Genomic DNA, 16,382 nt, shown 5'->3' on the forward strand with positions numbered 1-16,382 from the left:
ATCAGTGGTTCTGCCCGTGCCAGGGCACGAGCTTGCGTTGCAGGGTGCGCAGGCCGAGTTCCAGGGCGAAGGCGACCAGGGCGATGACCAGGATGCCGAGCACCACGACGTCGGTGACCAGGAACTGCGCGGCCGACTGGACCATGAAGCCGAGGCCCTGGGTGGCGGCCACCAGTTCGGCGGCGACCAGGGTCGACCAGCCGACGCCGAGGCCGATGCGCACGCCGGTGAGGATGTCCGGCAGGGCGCTGGGCAGGACCACGTGGCGGATCAGTTGCGCCGGGGTGGCACCGAGGGACTGCGCCGCGCGCAGGCGCGCCGGGTTGACGTTGCGCACACCGGTGGCGGTGGCGATGGCGATGGGGGCGAAGATGGCGAGGAAGATCAGCAGCACCTTGGACAACTCGCCGATGCCGCACCAGATGACGATCAGCGGCAGGTAGGCCAGCGGCGGGATCGGCCGGTAGAACTCGATCAGCGGGTCGAAGATGCCATGGGCGATGCGGTTGCGGCCGATGGCGATGCCCAGCGGGATGGCGGTGAGCACGGCGGCCAGCAGGGCGGTGCCGATGCGCGCGAGGCTCGCCAGCAGGTGCGCCCAGAGGCTGGAATCCATATAGCCCTGGGTGGCCAGCTGCCAGCCCTTGCGCAGCACCGCCTGGGGGCTGGGCAGGAACAGCGGTTCGATCAGGCCGGCGGTGGTCACCGCCCACCAGGCCAGCAGCAGGCCGACGAGGGTCAGGCTGCTGATGGCGAAGGTGGAGAGGCGCCAGGTGCGGGGTGCGGGGGCCACTGCCTTGTTTTCCGGCAGGGGCAGGTCGAGGCTGCTCATGAGCTTCTCCTTTGCCGTTCGGCGAAGACCTGGGCGAGGACGTGTTCGCGGGTTTCGATGAAGGCCCGGTCGGACTTGATCGCCCGTGCACTCTCGCCGGCGGCGTAGCGGCGGCCGAAGTCGAGGGTCAGGCGCTCGCTGATGCGGCCGGGGTTGGGTGACAGGAGGATCAGGTCGGTGGCGAGGAACACCGCTTCCTCGATGTCGTGGGTGATCAGGAACACCGGCTTGGCGGCGCGCTGCCAGACCTGCAGCAGCAGTTCCTGCATCTGTTCGCGGGTGAAGGCGTCGAGGGCGCCGAAGGGTTCGTCCATCAGCAGCACGCGCGGGTCGGCGGCCAGGGCCCGGGCGATGCCGACGCGCTGGCGCTGGCCCCCGGAGAGTTCCCAGATCTGTCGCTTCTCGAAGCCGGCGAGGTCGACCAGGGCGAGCATCTCGCGGGCCTTGGCTTCGCGCCGCGCACGGGGCACGCCGGCCAGTTCGAGGCCGAAGGCGACGTTGCCGAGGACGTTCTGCCAGGGCAGCAGGGCGTCGTCCTGGAACACCACCCCACGCTCGGCGGAAGGGCCCTGCACGGGCTGGCCGTCGAGGCTGATGCGACCGTCGCTGGGGGGCACGAAGCCGGCGATGAGGTTGAGCAGCGTGGTCTTGCCGCTGCCGGAAGGCCCCAGGGCGACCAGCAACTGCTGTGGCCCGAGGGAGAGGGAAATGTCGGTCAGTACCGGCTCGGCCGTGCCGGGGTACTGTGCGCTGATGCGCTCCAGCTGGAGTAAGGCCATTTTCTTTTGCGCTCTTCTGAATGTGTCGGATCGAGCGAGTTGGAGCGGGGCCAGTCGCAAACGACCGGGGCTGCTGCGGGTGAGCAAGCCCAGGTCGTTTTCAACGACGCCCCGCCGACGCGCAGCCGATCAGTTGGTGACGTACTTGGCGCTCACGTAGGGGGCGTAGTCCGGCAGCACCGCATCGACCTTGCCCTGCTCCTTGAGGAAGGTGGCGGTCTGGTTGATGGCCTGGGTGGTCGGTGCGCCGAGGGCGGTGACCTGGTCGGCGGCCAGCGGGAAGACGTTGCCCTGCAGCAGCAGCGGGATGTCCTCGGCCTTGGCGCCGGAGAGCTTCACCACCTTGTCGATGTTGGCCTTGTCGGCCAGCCAGGCTTGCGGGTCCTTGCGGTAGTCGGCGTAGGCGTCGAGGGTCACCTTGGCGAAGGCGCGGACCGCCTCGGGGTGCTTCTCGGCGAAGTCCTTGCGCACGATCCAGGCGTCGAAGGTCGGGGCGCCGAGCTTGCCCAGCTCACCGGAGCTGATCAGCACCTTGCCGCTGGACTTGGCCACGCCGAGCGCCGGGTCCCAGACGTAGGTGGCGTCGATGTCGCCGCGCTGCCAGGCGGCGATGATGGCCGGCGGCGCGAGGTTGAGGATGGTCACCTTGCTGGGGTCGATCTTCCAGTGCTTGAGGGCGGCCAGCAGGCTGTAGTGGCCGGTGGAGACGAAGGGCACGGCGATCTTCTTGCCGACCAGGTCCTCGGGCTTGGCGATGCCGGCGCCGTTGCGGGCGACCAGGGCCTCGGCGTCGCCGATCTGGGTGGCGATGAGGAAGGTCTGGATCGGCAGCTGGCGGGTAGCCGCCGCCGCCAGGGGGCTGGAGCCGACGTAGCCGATCTGCACGTCACCGGAGGCGACGGCGGTGATGACTTCGGCGCCGCTGTCGAACTTGCGCCAGTCGATCTTGGAGGCGCTGGCCTTTTCATAGGCGCCGTCGGCCTGGGCGACTTTCGCCGGGTCGACGGTGGTCTGGTAGGCGACGGTGAAATCCGCGGCCTGCGCGCTGATGGCCAGGCCGCCGAGGGTCAATGCCGCCAGCAGGCGACGGGGGAACAGAGAGCTGATCATGGTGGTGCTCCTAAACGGGCGACGGGCCGGTTCGGAGGCCGGGCCACGGGACGGGAATCGGGGTTTTCTCAGGGTGTCCGGTGATCCGGTGGAGCGAATCTAAATGATCTAAAAAATTCAGAATAAATACTTTTTAGTCATTAGCTTATGAGTGCTGGCTACTTGCCCCGTCCAGGCGAAGGGCCCGGCTCGCGGGCCCTACGGGTGGGTCAGTGGGCTTCCGGAGTCCAGATGGGCAGCGCCAGGGCGTCCACCTTCTTCGGCAACAACCCTTCGGCGAAGAAGGCATCGGCGATCTTCTGCTGCTCCGCCAGGCTGCCTGGCTGCACGGCGCGTACCTGGTAGCTGCGGTGGGTGTTGGCCTGCTCGACGATCGCCGGTGCCAGGCCACCCCATTGCGGGCCGAGGATCTCGGCCGCCTGGCGAGGATTGGCGCGCAGCCAGTCGCCGGTCTTCACCAGTTCGTCGAACACCGTCTGCAGCACCTTGGGGTTGGCCTTGGCGAAGGCGCTGCCGGTCAGGTAGTAGCGCTGGTAGTCGGCCAGGTGCGCGCCATCGCTGAGGGTACGGGTCGGCAACTGCTCGCGTGCACTGGTGAGGAAGGGCTCCCAGGTGACCCAGGCGTCGACCTTGTGGTTTTCGAAGGCGGCGCGCCCGTCGGCTGGGGTGAGGTAGGCGGGCTTGATGTCGGAGAACTTCAGCCCGGCCTTGTTCAGGGCGGCGATCAGCAGGTAGTGGCTGCCGGCGGCCTTGGTCACCGCAACGGTGCGGCCCTTGAGGTCGGCGAGGCTTTTCAGCGGTGAATCCGCGTGCACCAGGATCCCCTGGGCGGAAGGTGATGGCGCTTCCTGCGCGAAATAGGTAAGTTGCGCGCCCGCCGCCTGGGCGAACACCGGCACGGTGTCGGCGACATCCGCGGAAAGGTCGACGTTACCCAGGTTGAGGGCTTCCAGCAGCGGCTGGCCGCTGGGGAATTCGTGCCAGCTGATGGCGATGTCCTGCTTGGCGAGCTCGCGCTCCAGGCCGCCCTGGGATTTGAGCAGGGTGATCAGGGTCGAGGATTTCTGGAAGCCGATGCGCAGCTGCTGGCTGGCGGCGTCCACGGGCAGGGCGGCCAGCAGGCCGATGCCCAGTGCGAGGGCGAGCAGTGCGGTACGGGTGAAGGGTTTGGCCTGGGCCATGACGAACCTCTCGAAGATGCGCTTTCCGGCGATCTCGGGAGGCCGGAACGGGACCCCGCTTTCATCGCGAAGCGGGAAGTTCGTCCGGTTGTCCGGTGGCGAGAAGCTAGGTGATCTAAAAAAGGCGGGACCAATAATTTTTAATCATTAGCTTATGCGGCGAGATGAGAACGGGTTCAAAGCTCGTCCGTGATGCTTTTTATGCGATTTAGTTACAATAAAGTGACAATAAATTCTTTTTAAGCCTTAAGCGCCTTGCCCTAGATTGCCAGCCATCCGGGGCGGGGTGCTTTCGCTTGAATCGCGCTGGAAATCCATGACCCTGTGGTCATACTGCCTCGCTGTATATTTTTATATACAGCGAGGCGTGAGCGCGCCTCACCTCTAAAACTAAAACACCAAGAAACAAGCACCATCTGGAGCACGAGCATGAACAGATCTTCCCTGGCCTTGGCCATCGCTGCCGGTGTACTGGCCCAACAGGCCGTCGCGGGCGGTTTCGTCGAGGACAGCAAGGCCACCCTCGGCCTGCGCAACTTCTATATCAACCAGGACAACCGCGAGCGCGCCGATAACCCCTCCAAGCAGGAAGAGTGGGGCCAGGGCTTCCTCTTCAACTACACCTCCGGCTACACCGAGGGCACCGTGGGCTTTGGCGTCGACGCGCTGGGCCTGCTGGGCGTACGCCTGGACTCCGGCAAGGGCACTCACTACAACAACGGCAGCGATAACTACGGCGGCATCGTGTTCCCGTCGGAAGGTGATGGCCGTGCCGTGGATGACTTCGGCAGCATCGGCGTGACCGGCAAGGTCCGCGTTTCCAAGACCGAAGGCCGTATCGGCACCCTGCAGCCCAAGCTGCCGGTCGTGACCTTCAACGACGGTCGCCTGCTGCCGCAGACCTTCGAAGGTGGCCAGGTCACCTCCAACGAGATCGACGGCCTGACCTTGGTCGGGGGCCAGCTCGAGCACGCCAAGGGCCGTAACTCCAGCGATGCCCGTGGCCTGTCCATCGGTGGCGCCAACAATGCGCAGACTGGCAAGTTCGAGAACAAGTTCTACTACGCCGGTGCCGACTACAAGGTCACCAAGGATCTGCTGGCCCAGTACTACTACGGCAACCTCGATGAGTTCTACAAACAGCATTTCCTGGGCCTGACCCATGTGCTGCCGGTTGGCCCGGGCTCCCTGAAGTCCGATCTGCGTTACTTCTACAGCACCTCCGATGGCCTGAACTCCAGCGCCGCCGGTCGTAGCCAGGGTTACCGCAGTGCCGGCAAGTGGGCCAGCAACGACCCGCTGCGCGGCGAAGTCGACAACCGCACCTGGAGCGGCTTCTTCACCTACACCCTGGGCAGCCATGCCGCCAGCCTGGGCTACCAGCAGGTGTCCGGCGACAGCGCCTTCCCCTTCCTGAACCAGGGTGACGGTGCCACCGCCTACCTGATCACCGACCGCCAGATCGGCAAGTTCCTCAGTGCCGGCGAGCGCACCTGGGTGGCCGAGTACGGCTACGACTTCGCCAAGGCCGGCGTACCGGGCCTGAAGGCCGTCGCCACCTACCTGAAGGGCAGCGGCATCGACAACGCCACTGGCGGCGACCTGGGCGAGTGGGAGCGTGACTTCCGCCTGGACTACACCCTGCAGGACGGCCCGCTGAAAGGCCTGGGCCTGTCCTGGCGTAACGCCGCCTTCCGCAGCGACGTGGGTGGCACCACCCGCGACCAGGACGAAAACCGCCTGATCGTGAGCTACACCCTGACCCTGCTGTAAGCAGCGTCACCGAGCCTCGCTTCCGCCCCTGGCGGAGGCGGGGCTTTTTTGTGGGCGCGATTCGGGGCAGGCGGCAAATCGGGCTTCGTAGGATGGGTAGAGCTGAGCGAAACCCATCATTGCGGAGTATCCGGTGACCGCATGGGTTTCGCTTCGCTCTACCCATCCTGCAAGGGCTGAAGGGGTGTTTTGAGGGGGTTGGAGATATAGCTCTTAAAGTTATAAATAAATTGTTATTTATTCTTTTTGATTTCCTTCGAGGCTGGGCATAGTGAGCGCACAGAACGACGAATCCAGTCTCAAGGAGCTGCACATGAGCATCAGACTCGGCGACATCGCCCCCGACTTCGAACAGGACTCCAGCGAAGGCCGCATCCGTTTCCACGAGTGGCTGGGCAACAGCTGGGGCGTGCTCTTCTCGCACCCCGCCGACTTCACGCCGGTGTGCACCACCGAACTGGGCCTGACCGCCAAGCTGAAGGACGAATTCGCCGCCCGTGGGGTCAAGGCCATCGCCCTGTCGGTGGACCCGGTGGATTCGCACCTGAAGTGGATCGACGACATCAACGAGACCCAGAACACCGTCGTCAACTTCCCCATCATCGCCGACGCCGACCGTGCCGTTTCCGGCCTCTACGACCTGATCCACCCGAATGCCAACGACACCCTCACCGTGCGTTCGCTGTTCATCATCGACCCCAACAAGAAGGTGCGCCTGATCATCACCTACCCGGCCAGCACCGGGCGCAACTTCAACGAGATCCTGCGGGTGATCGACTCCCTGCAGCTCACCGACAACCACAAGGTCGCCACCCCTGGTAACTGGCAGGACGGCGATGACGTGGTGATCGTGCCCTCGCTGAAAGACGAGGACGAGATCAAGCAGCGCTTCCCCCGTGGCTACAAGGCGATCCGGCCGTACCTGCGCCTGACGCCGCAGCCCAATCGCTGAGGCATTGAGCGGGCCCCGCCTGTGCGGGGCGACGGGGCGGCCCTCGGTCAGCCCCCCAATGAATGAAAGAGCAGGGTTCGGACCGGTGCGCCGGTCCGTTTTTTATCGAAGAGGAACAGTCCCGATGTTGGTGGTGACCCTTTCCGGCAGTCCCAGCCTGGAGTCGCGCTCGGCAGCCCTGCTGACCCGCGCCCGCCAGTGGCTGGAGCGGCATGGGGTGGAGCTGGCGGGCTTCGCGGTACGGGACTTCCCCGCCGAGGACCTGCTGCACGCACGCTTCGACAGCCCCCGCGTGCAGCACCTGATCGAGCAGGTCGGCCGCGCCGACGGGCTGCTGGTGGCGACGCCGGTGTACAAGGCGTCCTTCGCCGGTGCCCTCAAGACCCTGCTCGACCTGCTGCCCGAGCGGGCCCTGGAACACAAGGTCGTGCTGCCCATCGCCACCGGTGGCAGCAAGGCCCACATGCTGGCGGTGGATTACGCACTGCGGCCCGTTCTGACGGCCCTCAAGGCCGAGGAAGTGCTGCACGGCATCTTCGCCGACGACGGCCAGGTGGAGCACCAGAACGGCGGTGTGCAACTCGCCCCGTCCCTGGAGCAACGCCTGGACGAATCACTGGAGCAATTCCAGCGGGCCCTGGCCAGAAGGCCTCGCCCCCTGGAGCCGGATGCCCTGCGCAACGCGCGCTGGAGCATCTGAAGCACGGCAGGACACTCCCCCTGGGGGTGACAAGAACAAGGCCTTACTCGCCCGCCAACGGGCAAGCAGGCGCAACCACTACCCAAAGCAGAGTTCGAGGAGAGCGCCATGCGCACCATCACTTTGCGTCGGAGCCTGGTCGCCCTGTTTGCAGCGGCCATCACCTTCGGCGCCATCACCCAGGCACAGGCCGAGACCTTGCGGATCGGCTACCAGAAATACGGCACCCTGGTGCTGCTCAAGGCCAAGGGCTCCCTGGAGAAGCGCCTGGCCGACCAGGGCATCGAGGTGAAATGGACCGAGTTCCCCGGCGGCCCGCAACTGCTGGAAGGCCTCAACGTCGGCTCCATCGACTTCGGCGTCACCGGCGAGACCCCGCCGGTGTTCGCCCAGGCCGCCGGTGCCGACCTGCTCTACGTCGCCTACGAGCCGCCGGCGCCCACCAGCGAGGCGATCCTCGTGCCCAAGGGCTCGGCAATCCAGTCGGTCAAGGAACTGGCCGGCAAGAAGGTCGCCCTGAACAAGGGCTCCAACGTGCACTACCTGTTGGTCCGTGCCCTCGAAGAGGCGGGCCTGAAGTACAGCGACATCCAGCCCGTGTACCTGCCGCCGGCCGATGCCCGCGCCGCCTTCGAGCGTGGCAGCGTCGACGCCTGGGTGATCTGGGACCCCTTCCAGGCGGCCGCCGAGCAGCAGCTGCAGGCCCGCACCCTGCGCAACGGCACCCAGCTTGTGGATAACCACCAGTTCTACCTGGCCACCCGGCAGTACGCGACCCAGCACCCGCAGGTGATCAGCACCCTGGTGGAGGAAGTCCGCGCCGTGGGCGAGGACTCCAAGGCCGACCCGGACACTGTCACCGAACAGGTCGCGCCGCTGCTCGGCCTGCCCAGGGACATCACCTCCATCGCGGTGAAGCGCCAGGGCTACGGCGCCCAGTTCCTCACCCCGGAGGTGGTCACTGCGCAGCAGAAGATCGCCGACACCTTCACCGACCTGAAGCTGATCCCGAAAAAACTCAGCATCAAGGATGTGATCTGGACGCCGCCCGCCAAGGTCGCCCAGCAGCAGTGATTGGCGCCTCGCCCCGCGCCAGGACGGCGCGGGGGAGGTTTCGATACCCGTAAACGAACCATCATCGCGCGGCTACGCCACGCCGGCGCGCTCACCCTGGAGTTATTGCGATGAGTCTCAACCTCTTCTGGTTCCTGCCGACCCACGGCGACGGCCACTACCTCGGCACATCCGAAGGCGCCCGCGCTGTCGACCACGGCTACCTGCAGCAGATCGCCCAGGCGGCCGACCGCCTCGGTTTCGGCGGCGTGCTGATCCCCACCGGCCGTTCCTGCGAGGACTCCTGGCTGGTCGCCGCCTCGCTGATCCCGGTGACCCAGCGCCTGAAATTCCTCGTCGCCCTGCGCCCGGGGATCATTTCGCCCACCGTCGCCGCGCGCCAGGCCGCCACCCTCGACCGCCTCTCCGGCGGCCGGGCCCTGTTCAACCTGGTGACCGGGGGCGACCCGGACGAGTTGGCCGCCGACGGCCTGCACCTGAACCATGAAGAGCGTTACGAGGCTTCCGTCGAATTCACCCGTATCTGGCGCCGCGTGCTGGAGGGCGAGACCGTCGACTACGACGGCAAGCACATCCAGGTGAAGGGCGCCAAGCTGTTCTACCCGCCGCTGCAGCAACCGCGCCCGCCGCTGTACTTCGGCGGCTCCTCCGAAGCCGCCCAGGACCTGGCCGCCGAACAGGTGGAGCTGTACCTGACCTGGGGCGAGCCGCCGGCCGCCGTGAAGGAGAAGATCGAACAGGTGCGCGAGAAGGCCGCCAAGCTCGGCCGCAGCGTGCGCTTCGGCATCCGCCTGCACGTGATCGTGCGCGAGACCAACGAAGAAGCCTGGGCCGCCGCCGACCGCCTGATCGCCAACCTCGACGACGCCACCATCGCCAAGGCCCAGGCGGCCTTCGCCCGCTTCGACTCGGTCGGCCAGCAACGCATGGCCGCCCTGCACAATGGCAAGCGCGACCAGCTGGAAGTCAGCCCCAACCTCTGGGCCGGCGTCGGCCTGGTGCGTGGCGGTGCGGGCACTGCGCTGGTGGGCGATGGGCCCACCGTGGCCGCGCGGGTCAAGGAATACGCCGACCTCGGCATCGACACCTTCATCTTCTCCGGCTACCCGCACCTGGAAGAGTCCTACCGCGTGGCGGAACTGCTGTTCCCCCACCTGGACGTGGCACGCCCGCAGGCGAGCGATGGCCTGGCCTTCGTCAGCCCCTTCGGCGAGATGGTGGCCAACGAGGCGCTGCCCGAGCGTCGCCTCAAGGTCTCGCAGAGCTGAGGGCGCCGAGATGAATTTCCAGTCAATCCTCCAGCGCCTGGCGCCCTGGGCACTGCCCTTCGTGCTGCTGGCCACCTGGCAGCTCGCCGTCGAGACCGGCCTGCTCTCCACCCGCATCCTCCCGGCACCCAGCGCCGTGGTCACCGCCGGCTGGCAACTGGTGGCCAGCGGCGAGATCTGGACCCACCTGGCCATCAGCGGCTGGCGCGCCGGCATCGGCTTCGCCATCGGTGGCGGCCTCGGCCTGCTGCTGGGCTTCATCACCGGCCTGTCGAAATGGGGCGAACGCCTGCTCGACAGCTCGGTGCAGATGATCCGTAACGTGCCGCACCTGGCGCTGATCCCGCTGGTGATCCTGTGGTTCGGCATCGACGAGTCGGCGAAGATCTTCCTCGTCGCCCTCGGCACCCTGTTCCCCATCTACCTCAACACCTACCACGGCATCCGCAACGTCGACCCGGCGCTGGTGGAGATGGCGCGCAGCTACGGCCTCTCCGGCTTCGGCCTGTTCCGCCAGGTGATCCTGCCCGGCGCGCTGCCCTCGATCCTGGTGGGCGTGCGTTTCGCCCTCGGCTTCATGTGGCTGACCCTGATCGTCGCCGAGACCATCTCGGCCAGTTCCGGCATCGGCTACCTGGCGATGAACGCCCGCGAGTTCCTGCAGACCGACGTCGTGGTGCTGGCGATCCTGCTCTACGCGGTGCTCGGCAAGCTGGCCGACGTCGCCGCCCGTGGCCTCGAACGCCTGTGGCTGCGCTGGCACCCGGCCTACCAGGCCAAGGGAGGTGCGGCATGAATGCCCTGTCCACGCCCCAGCGCCTGAAGCGCGGCATCCCGCTGGCGATCCGCAGCATCGGCAAGTCCTTCGGCGAGCGCGAGGTGCTCAAGGACATCGACCTGCTGATTCCCGCCGGCCAGTTCGTTGCCGTGGTCGGTCGCAGCGGGTGCGGCAAGAGCACCCTGCTGCGCCTGCTGGCCGGGCTCGACCAGCCCAGCCGGGGCGAGCTGCTGGCCGGTTCGGCCCCCCTGGCCGAGGCCCGCGAGGACACCCGGCTGATGTTCCAGGACGCCCGCCTGCTGCCCTGGAAGCGGGTGATCGACAACGTCGGCCTCGGCCTCTCCGGCAACTGGCGGCCCAAGGCCCTGGAAGCGCTGGAGGCCGTGGGCCTGGCCGACCGTGCCCAGGAATGGCCGGCGGCGCTGTCCGGTGGCCAGAAGCAGCGCGTGGCCCTGGCCCGCGCCCTGATCCACGAACCGCGCCTGCTGCTGCTGGACGAACCGCTGGGCGCGCTGGATGCGCTGACCCGCATCGAGATGCAGCAACTGATCGAACGCCTCTGGCAGAAGCACGGCTTCACCGTGCTGCTGGTCACCCACGACGTCAGCGAGGCCGTGGCCATCGCCGACCGGGTGATCCTGATCGAAGACGGCGAGGTCGGCCTCGACCTGGCCGTGGAACTGCACCGCCCCCGCGCCCGTGGTTCGGCACGGCTGGCGGCACTGGAGGCCGAGGTGCTGGAGCGGGTGCTGTCGCAACCCGCCTCGCCACCGGAGCCGGAACCCTTTTCACCCCTGCCCACGCAGTTGCGTTGGGCGCTTTAACCCTCAGCGGCAAGCGCAAGCCACAAGCCGCAAGGAAGAGCAGGACGCTCCGACTTGCCGCTTGGAGCTTGCAACTTGAAGCTGCTTTTCGACCCCAGGAGAAAACGCCATGACCATCAAAGCCATCAACGTCCGCAACCAGTTCAAGGGCACCATCAAGGAAATCATCGAAGGCCCGGTGCTGTCGGAAATCGACGTGCAGACCGCCGCCGGCATCGTCACTTCGGTGATCACCACCCGTTCCGTGCGCGAGCTGGAGCTGGGCATCGGCTCGGAGGTGATCGCCTTCGTGAAGTCCACCGAGGTGTCCATCGCCAAGCTGTGAGGCAGCGGGGTGTGATCGTGGGGAGAAGCGGGGATCGCTGCGCGATCCTTCGCGGATGAATCCGCTCCCACGTGAACGTGCCTTGTACCGACATGAAGAGCCCCCGCGTTTGCGGGGGCTCGTTCGTTGGGGACCGCTGCGCGGTCCTTGGGCGAATGAATTCGCCCCTACAAACCGATCCGCGCCGGAGCGCATTCATTTGTGATGACGCGCGGCGCGCCCCGGGGCGTAGGGTGGACGTCGCTCTTCACGTCCACCAGCGGTGGTGCAGGTGACGCCGATGGTGGACCGATTAAGCGTGGTCCACTACAGCCGGGACGACCCCAGCCGCATCCATGAAAAAGCCCCGCTTTCGCGGGGCTTCGTTCATCCAGCGGTGGCTCAGCGCTTCTGCGGCGCCGGCTGCTGCTGGGTGATGCAGTGGATGTTGCCACCGCCGAGGAGGATCTCGCGGCCCGGCACCATCACCACCTCATGCTGCGGGAACAGGCGCTTGAGGATGGCTTCGGCCTCGGCGTCCTTCGGGTCGTCGAACTTGGGCGCGACGATGCCGCCGTTGACGATGAGGAAGTTGACGTAGGAGCCGGCCAGGCGGATCGACGGGTCGCGTTCCTGGGTGCCGGCCACCAGGTCGACGCCGGCGCACTCCTCGTCCGTGGCGTAGAGCGGGCCGGGGATCGGCATCTTGTGCACCACCAGTTGGCGGCCCTTGGCGTCGCGGGCCTGCTCCAGCACCTTCATCGCCGCCTGGCAGCGCGGGTAGTTGGGGTTGGCCGGGTCGTCGGTCCAGGCCAGCAGCACTTCGCCCGGGCGCACGTAGCAGCAGAAGTTGTCGACGTGGCCGTCGGTCTCGTCGTTGTAGAGGCCGTCCGGCAGCCAGATGATGCTGTCCACCGCCAGGTGGTCACGCAGCACTGCCTCGATCTCCTCGCGGTTCAGGTGCGGGTTGCGGTTGCGGTTGAGCAGGCATTCCTCGGTGGTGATCAGGGTGCCTTCGCCGTCCACGTGGATGGAGCCGCCCTCGAGCACGAAGCCTTCGGTGCGGTAGCCCTGGCAGCCTTCGATGCGGAGGATCTTCGAGGCCACCTGGTCATCGCGGTTCCAGGGCGAGTAGAGGCCGCCATCGAAGCCGCCCCAGGCGTTGAAGGCCCAGTCCACGCCGCGCACCTCGCCCGTGTCGTTGGTCACGAAGGTGGGGCCGGTGTCACGCACCCAGGCGTCATCGGTGGTGATTTCCACCACGCGGATGTTCGGCTCGTCCAGGCGCTGGCAGGCGTTTTCGTACTGGCCGGCGCTGACGCACACGGTCACCGGCTCGAAGCGGGCGATGGCGCGGGCCACGGCGGTGAAGGCCGCCTGCGCGGGCTTGCCGCCGAGGCGCCAGTTGTCCGGGCGCTCGGGCCAGACCATCCAGGTGCGGCTGTGGGGTTCCCACTCGGCCGGCATGCGGAAGCCATCGGCGCGGGGTGTGCTGTTCAGAGGTTTCATGCGGGTTCCCTAGGGTCGCCCGGTCAGGGGCGATGCGGTGGCTGTGGAGTGGGCCCCGCATGGGCGGGGGCCACTGTAAATGGGTGTCAGGACTCCAGGATGCCGTCCAGGGTCTTCAGCGGGCCGTACAGGTTCGGGCGACGGTCGCGGAAGCTGCCCCAGGCGCTGCGGGTGTGTTCCAGCTTGTCCAGGTCGAAGCTGTGCACCAGCACGCCTTCCTCGGTCTCGTTCAGTTCCTCGACCTTGGCGCCGAACTGATCGGCGATGAAGGAGGAGCCGTAGAAGGTGATGTCGTAGCCGTCCTGCTCCTCGCGACCGATGCGGTTCGACGCCACCAAGGGCATCAGGTTAGCGCCTGCGTGGCCCTGCTGCACGCGCTGCCAGTGGTCGCGCGAGGTGATGCTGGCGTCGTGGGGCTCGCTGCCGATGGCGGTGGGGTAGAAGAGTATCTCGGCGCCCAGCAGCGCCATGCTGCGGGCGCACTCGGGGAACCACTGGTCCCAGCAGATGCCGACGCCGATGCGCGCGTAGCGGGTGTTCCACGCCTTGAAGCCGGTGTCCCCCGGGTTGAAGTAGTACTTCTCGTGGTAGCCGGGACCGTCCGGGATGTGGCTCTTGCGGTACACGCCGAGGTTGCTGCCGTCGGCGTCGATGATGGCGATGCTGTTGAAGCGCGCCCGCCCGGCCAGCTCGAAGTAGCTGATGGGCAGCACCACCTGCAGTTCGGCGGCGACCTTCTGGAAGTGGGCGATGGCGGCGTTGGCCTCGGTGCGGGTGGCCAGTTGCAGGTAGTCGGGGTTGGGCTTCTGGCAGAAGTAGGGGGTCTCGAACAGCTCCTGGATGAGGATGATCTGCGCGCCCCTGGCGGCGGCCTGGCGCACCAGTTTCTCGGCGTTGGCGATGTTCGCGGCGCGATCCCAGGAGCAGGCCATCTGGGTGGCGGCGACGGTAACGATGCGGGGCATGGAGACACCTCGTCAGGACGATTGCTGTCGATGAGCGGGCGTGAGTCGCCCGGATGGCGACTTTATAATCGATAAAAATCCGCTTTAAAAGTGGCAATAAAGAATTTAAATAAAATATCGCCCAGTAATACCGATGTTTATCGGCTATTCATCGGATAAAAATCGAAGGCTTCAGAGGGCGTCCGCCAGCGCGGCGGCACGCTTGGGCAGGAAGGGCGGCAGGTAGAGGCCGAGGTAGGCGTCGAAGACGCGCATGCCTTCCTCGGCGAAGCGCGGGGTGATTTCGCCGTGCAGCTGCACCGAGCGGGCGTAGACGCGATCGCCCAGTTCCATGGCCAGGGCGAAGACGTCGAGGTCGCCCGGCAGCGCCGGCAGTTCGAAATGGCGCTCGAACAGGCGGTGCATCAGGCGGCCCAGCTCGATGTCGTGCTGGCGGTCGGCCTGGGTCACTTCGGTGAGGCCGTGCTGGGCGAGGATCAACTGGCGGGCGGCGGTGTCCTCGGCGTAGATCGCCAGCATGCGTACTTCCACCAGGCGCGAGAGGTCGCGCCAGTTGCCCAGGCGCTCGTGCTCCACCGGCTCCTGCAGGCAGGCGCGGAAAGCGGCATGGACTTCGGCGGTGAGGCCTTCGAGGATCGCCGGCACGCTGGCGAAGAAGTGGTAGACGGAGGAGGGCGGCATCTCCGCGCGCTCGGCCACGCTGTAGATCGACAGGTTGGCCACGCCTTCCTCGGCCAGCAGCGCGCGGGCGGCGTCGAGGATCCCGGCGATGCGCAGCTGGCTGCTGGCGCGGGGTTTGCGGGGGGTGGCGGGACGCGGCATGGACGGCTCCTTGGCATGAGGCGGCTATTGGACGTTAGCCATGAGCCCCATGCAATACCGACGCGTCCCGTTCGTTCAACCGGCGCTGACCGGTTCGACCTTGAGCAGCACGCCGTCCTGGCCGATGACACGCACCTGGGCGCCGGCGGGCAGGTCGGGCCCGACCACCAGCCACACCGAGTCGCCGGCCTTGATCTTGCCGCGCCCGCCTTCGATGGCCTGGTGCAGGGCGAACTGGCGGCCAATGAATTCCTGGCCCCGGCGGTTCAGCCCTGGCTGGTCGGAGGGCTTGGCGGCGCTGCGCTGGCGGCGCCACCAGTAGACGGCGGTGCACACCGAGAGCACGCCGAAGAGGAGGAACTGCACCTCCCAGGGGATGCCCGGCACGATGAAGGTGAGGGCGCCGACCGCGGCGGCGGCCAGGCCGATCCACAGCAGGTAGCCGCCGGCGCCGAAGACTTCGAGGATCAGCAGCAGGGTGCCCAGTGCCAGCCAGTCCCAGAAGGACAGGGTCTGCAGGTAGCCGAGCATGGTCAGGCCTTCTTGTCGCCGAAGGTGGCCTTGACGATCTCGCCGATGCCGCCCACCGAGCCGATCACCTGGCTGGCCTCCAGCGGCATGAGGATCACCTTGCTGTTGTTGGCGCTGGCCAGGCTGCCCAGGGCCTCGACGTATTTCTGCGCGACGAAGTAGTTGACCGCCTGCACGTTGCCGCTGGCGATGGCCTGGGACACCACGCGGGTCGCCTCGGCTTCGGCCTGGGCGGCGCGTTCGCGGGCCTCGGCTTCGAGGAAGGCGGCGGCACGCTCGCCCTCGGCGCGGAGGATCTCCGCCTGCTTGTGGCCCTCGGCGGTGAGGATGGCGGCGGAGCGGGAGCCTTCGGCCTCGAGGATCTGCGCGCGCTTCAGGCGCTCGGCCTTCATCTGGCTGGCCATGGCTTCGACCAGGTCGGCGGGCGGGCTGATGTCCTTGATCTCGATACGGGTGACCTTGATGCCCCAGGGCGCGGTGGCCTCGTCGACGGTGCGCAGCAGGCGCTCGTTGATGGCGTCGCGCTGGCTGAGCATGGCGTCCAGCTCCATGGAGCCGAGCACGGTGCGGATGTTGGTCATCACCAGGTTGCGGATGGCGTGCTCGAGGTTGTTCACCTCATAGGCCGCCTGGGCCGCGTTGATCACCTGGAAGAAGCACACGGCGTCGATCTCGACGATGGCGTTGTCGGCGCTGATGGCTTCCTGCGGGGGGATGTCCAGCACCGCCTCCATGACGTTGAGCTTGCGGCCGATGCGGTCCATCACCGGGACGATGATGTTCAGGCCCGGCTTGAGGGTGTTGGTGTAGCGCCCGAAGCGCTCCACCGTCCATTCGTAGCCCTGCGGCACGACCTTGAAGCCCATGAAGACGATGGCCACGGCGAGCGCGACGAAGAGGAGTACGACTGTGGTGATGCCCATGACTGTTCCCTGTAGGTGAGTGCCGGCAGCGGCCTTTCTCGGTGATCCGCCCGGATT

Annotated in this window: 17 protein-coding genes; 8 read left to right on the forward strand and 9 right to left on the reverse strand. The window is 66.8% G+C overall.

Features of this window, described 5'->3' with window-relative positions; genetic code table 11:
• Position 1: 1 nt before the first annotated feature.
• The 4 genes from tauC to WFQ67_RS15375 all read right to left on the reverse strand — a co-directional run bounded on the left by tauC (position 2) and on the right by WFQ67_RS15375 (position 3,902).
• Positions 2–832 (reverse strand): taurine ABC transporter permease TauC, encoded by an 831-nt coding sequence (tauC, locus tag WFQ67_RS15360; RefSeq protein ID WP_236247629.1) that lies wholly within the window; start codon positions 830–832, stop codon positions 2–4.
• Positions 829–1,611, reverse strand: coding sequence for a taurine ABC transporter ATP-binding subunit (tauB, locus tag WFQ67_RS15365; RefSeq protein ID WP_337057394.1), 783 nt, complete (start codon positions 1,609–1,611; stop codon positions 829–831). The genes tauC and tauB overlap by 4 nt, the downstream gene beginning before the upstream one ends.
• A gap of 129 nt (positions 1,612–1,740) precedes the next feature.
• A complete protein-coding gene (gene tauA, locus WFQ67_RS15370) occupies positions 1,741–2,721 on the reverse strand; it encodes a taurine ABC transporter substrate-binding protein (RefSeq protein WP_213627106.1) in 981 nt (326 codons plus the stop codon).
• Positions 2,722–2,930: 209 nt separating this feature from the next.
• Positions 2,931–3,902, reverse strand: a complete 972-nt coding sequence (locus WFQ67_RS15375) for an aliphatic sulfonate ABC transporter substrate-binding protein (RefSeq protein WP_173176799.1) — start codon at positions 3,900–3,902, stop codon at positions 2,931–2,933.
• 429 nt (positions 3,903–4,331) lie between these two features.
• Between WFQ67_RS15375 and WFQ67_RS15380 the strand changes: the two genes are divergently transcribed.
• The 8 genes from WFQ67_RS15380 to WFQ67_RS15415 all read left to right on the forward strand — a co-directional run bounded on the left by WFQ67_RS15380 (position 4,332) and on the right by WFQ67_RS15415 (position 11,596).
• Positions 4,332–5,675, forward strand: a complete 1,344-nt coding sequence (locus WFQ67_RS15380) for an OprD family porin (protein WP_337057396.1) — start codon at positions 4,332–4,334, stop codon at positions 5,673–5,675.
• A gap of 313 nt (positions 5,676–5,988) precedes the next feature.
• A complete protein-coding gene (locus WFQ67_RS15385) occupies positions 5,989–6,627 on the forward strand; it encodes a peroxiredoxin (protein WP_173176795.1) in 639 nt (212 codons plus the stop codon).
• Between the two features lie 124 nt (positions 6,628–6,751).
• Positions 6,752–7,327, forward strand: coding sequence for an NADPH-dependent FMN reductase (gene ssuE / locus WFQ67_RS15390; protein WP_173176793.1), 576 nt, complete (start codon positions 6,752–6,754; stop codon positions 7,325–7,327).
• Positions 7,328–7,435: 108 nt separating this feature from the next.
• Positions 7,436–8,401: a sulfonate ABC transporter substrate-binding protein gene (locus WFQ67_RS15395; RefSeq protein WP_213627100.1), complete on the forward strand. Its 966-nt coding sequence runs from the start codon at positions 7,436–7,438 to the stop codon at positions 8,399–8,401.
• Positions 8,402–8,511: 110 nt separating this feature from the next.
• On the forward strand, positions 8,512–9,669 hold the full coding sequence (gene ssuD, locus WFQ67_RS15400; protein ID WP_337057398.1) for an FMNH2-dependent alkanesulfonate monooxygenase: 1,158 nt from the start codon (positions 8,512–8,514) through the stop codon (positions 9,667–9,669).
• Positions 9,670–9,679: 10 nt separating this feature from the next.
• On the forward strand, positions 9,680–10,465 hold the full coding sequence (gene ssuC, locus WFQ67_RS15405) for an aliphatic sulfonate ABC transporter permease SsuC (protein WP_213627096.1): 786 nt from the start codon (positions 9,680–9,682) through the stop codon (positions 10,463–10,465).
• Positions 10,462–11,271 (forward strand): aliphatic sulfonates ABC transporter ATP-binding protein, encoded by an 810-nt coding sequence (gene ssuB, locus WFQ67_RS15410; RefSeq protein WP_213627094.1) that lies wholly within the window; start codon positions 10,462–10,464, stop codon positions 11,269–11,271. Before ssuC ends, ssuB begins: the two co-directional genes overlap by 4 nt.
• A gap of 109 nt (positions 11,272–11,380) precedes the next feature.
• On the forward strand, positions 11,381–11,596 hold the full coding sequence (locus tag WFQ67_RS15415) for a TOBE domain-containing protein (RefSeq protein WP_003455791.1): 216 nt from the start codon (positions 11,381–11,383) through the stop codon (positions 11,594–11,596).
• 381 nt (positions 11,597–11,977) lie between these two features.
• On the opposite strand, the gene aguA is transcribed toward WFQ67_RS15415, so the two are convergent.
• The 5 genes from aguA to WFQ67_RS15440 all read right to left on the reverse strand — a co-directional run bounded on the left by aguA (position 11,978) and on the right by WFQ67_RS15440 (position 16,325).
• Positions 11,978–13,084 (reverse strand): agmatine deiminase, encoded by a 1,107-nt coding sequence (gene aguA, locus WFQ67_RS15420; protein ID WP_337057401.1) that lies wholly within the window; start codon positions 13,082–13,084, stop codon positions 11,978–11,980.
• An 86-nt stretch (positions 13,085–13,170) separates the two neighbouring features.
• Positions 13,171–14,049, reverse strand: a complete 879-nt coding sequence (gene aguB, locus WFQ67_RS15425; protein ID WP_337057402.1) for an N-carbamoylputrescine amidase — start codon at positions 14,047–14,049, stop codon at positions 13,171–13,173.
• A 171-nt stretch (positions 14,050–14,220) separates the two neighbouring features.
• Positions 14,221–14,871, reverse strand: coding sequence for a TetR/AcrR family transcriptional regulator (locus WFQ67_RS15430; protein WP_337057403.1), 651 nt, complete (start codon positions 14,869–14,871; stop codon positions 14,221–14,223).
• Positions 14,872–14,946: 75 nt separating this feature from the next.
• On the reverse strand, positions 14,947–15,402 hold the full coding sequence (locus WFQ67_RS15435) for an NfeD family protein (RefSeq protein WP_337057404.1): 456 nt from the start codon (positions 15,400–15,402) through the stop codon (positions 14,947–14,949).
• Positions 15,403–15,404: 2 nt separating this feature from the next.
• A complete protein-coding gene (locus WFQ67_RS15440; RefSeq protein ID WP_337057405.1) occupies positions 15,405–16,325 on the reverse strand; it encodes an SPFH domain-containing protein in 921 nt (306 codons plus the stop codon).
• Positions 16,326–16,382: the final 57 nt, after the last annotated feature.

It is taken from the genome of Pseudomonas sp. USHLN015, assembly GCF_037153275.1.
Lineage (GTDB): Bacteria > Pseudomonadota > Gammaproteobacteria > Pseudomonadales > Pseudomonadaceae > Metapseudomonas > Metapseudomonas tohonis.

Bases quoted from the DNA above. Each gene is read 5' to 3' on its own strand.
- tauC (WP_236247629.1), bottom strand. From the start codon at position 832: ATGAGCAGCCTCGACCTGCCCCTGCCGGAAAACAAGGCAGTGGCCCCC.
- tauB (WP_337057394.1), bottom strand. From the start codon at position 1,611: ATGGCCTTACTCCAGCTGGAGCGCATCAGCGCACAGTACCCCGGCACG.
- tauA (WP_213627106.1), bottom strand. From the start codon at position 2,721: ATGATCAGCTCTCTGTTCCCCCGTCGCCTGCTGGCGGCATTGACCCTC.
- WFQ67_RS15375 (WP_173176799.1), bottom strand. From the start codon at position 3,902: ATGGCCCAGGCCAAACCCTTCACCCGTACCGCACTGCTCGCCCTCGCA.
- WFQ67_RS15380 (WP_337057396.1), top strand. From the start codon at position 4,332: ATGAACAGATCTTCCCTGGCCTTGGCCATCGCTGCCGGTGTACTGGCC.
- WFQ67_RS15385 (WP_173176795.1), top strand. From the start codon at position 5,989: ATGAGCATCAGACTCGGCGACATCGCCCCCGACTTCGAACAGGACTCC.
- ssuE (WP_173176793.1), top strand. From the start codon at position 6,752: ATGTTGGTGGTGACCCTTTCCGGCAGTCCCAGCCTGGAGTCGCGCTCG.
- WFQ67_RS15395 (WP_213627100.1), top strand. From the start codon at position 7,436: ATGCGCACCATCACTTTGCGTCGGAGCCTGGTCGCCCTGTTTGCAGCG.
- ssuD (WP_337057398.1), top strand. From the start codon at position 8,512: ATGAGTCTCAACCTCTTCTGGTTCCTGCCGACCCACGGCGACGGCCAC.
- ssuC (WP_213627096.1), top strand. From the start codon at position 9,680: ATGAATTTCCAGTCAATCCTCCAGCGCCTGGCGCCCTGGGCACTGCCC.
- ssuB (WP_213627094.1), top strand. From the start codon at position 10,462: ATGAATGCCCTGTCCACGCCCCAGCGCCTGAAGCGCGGCATCCCGCTG.
- WFQ67_RS15415 (WP_003455791.1), top strand. From the start codon at position 11,381: ATGACCATCAAAGCCATCAACGTCCGCAACCAGTTCAAGGGCACCATC.
- aguA (WP_337057401.1), bottom strand. From the start codon at position 13,084: ATGAAACCTCTGAACAGCACACCCCGCGCCGATGGCTTCCGCATGCCG.
- aguB (WP_337057402.1), bottom strand. From the start codon at position 14,049: ATGCCCCGCATCGTTACCGTCGCCGCCACCCAGATGGCCTGCTCCTGG.
- WFQ67_RS15430 (WP_337057403.1), bottom strand. From the start codon at position 14,871: ATGCCGCGTCCCGCCACCCCCCGCAAACCCCGCGCCAGCAGCCAGCTG.
- WFQ67_RS15435 (WP_337057404.1), bottom strand. From the start codon at position 15,402: ATGCTCGGCTACCTGCAGACCCTGTCCTTCTGGGACTGGCTGGCACTG.
- WFQ67_RS15440 (WP_337057405.1), bottom strand. From the start codon at position 16,325: ATGGGCATCACCACAGTCGTACTCCTCTTCGTCGCGCTCGCCGTGGCC.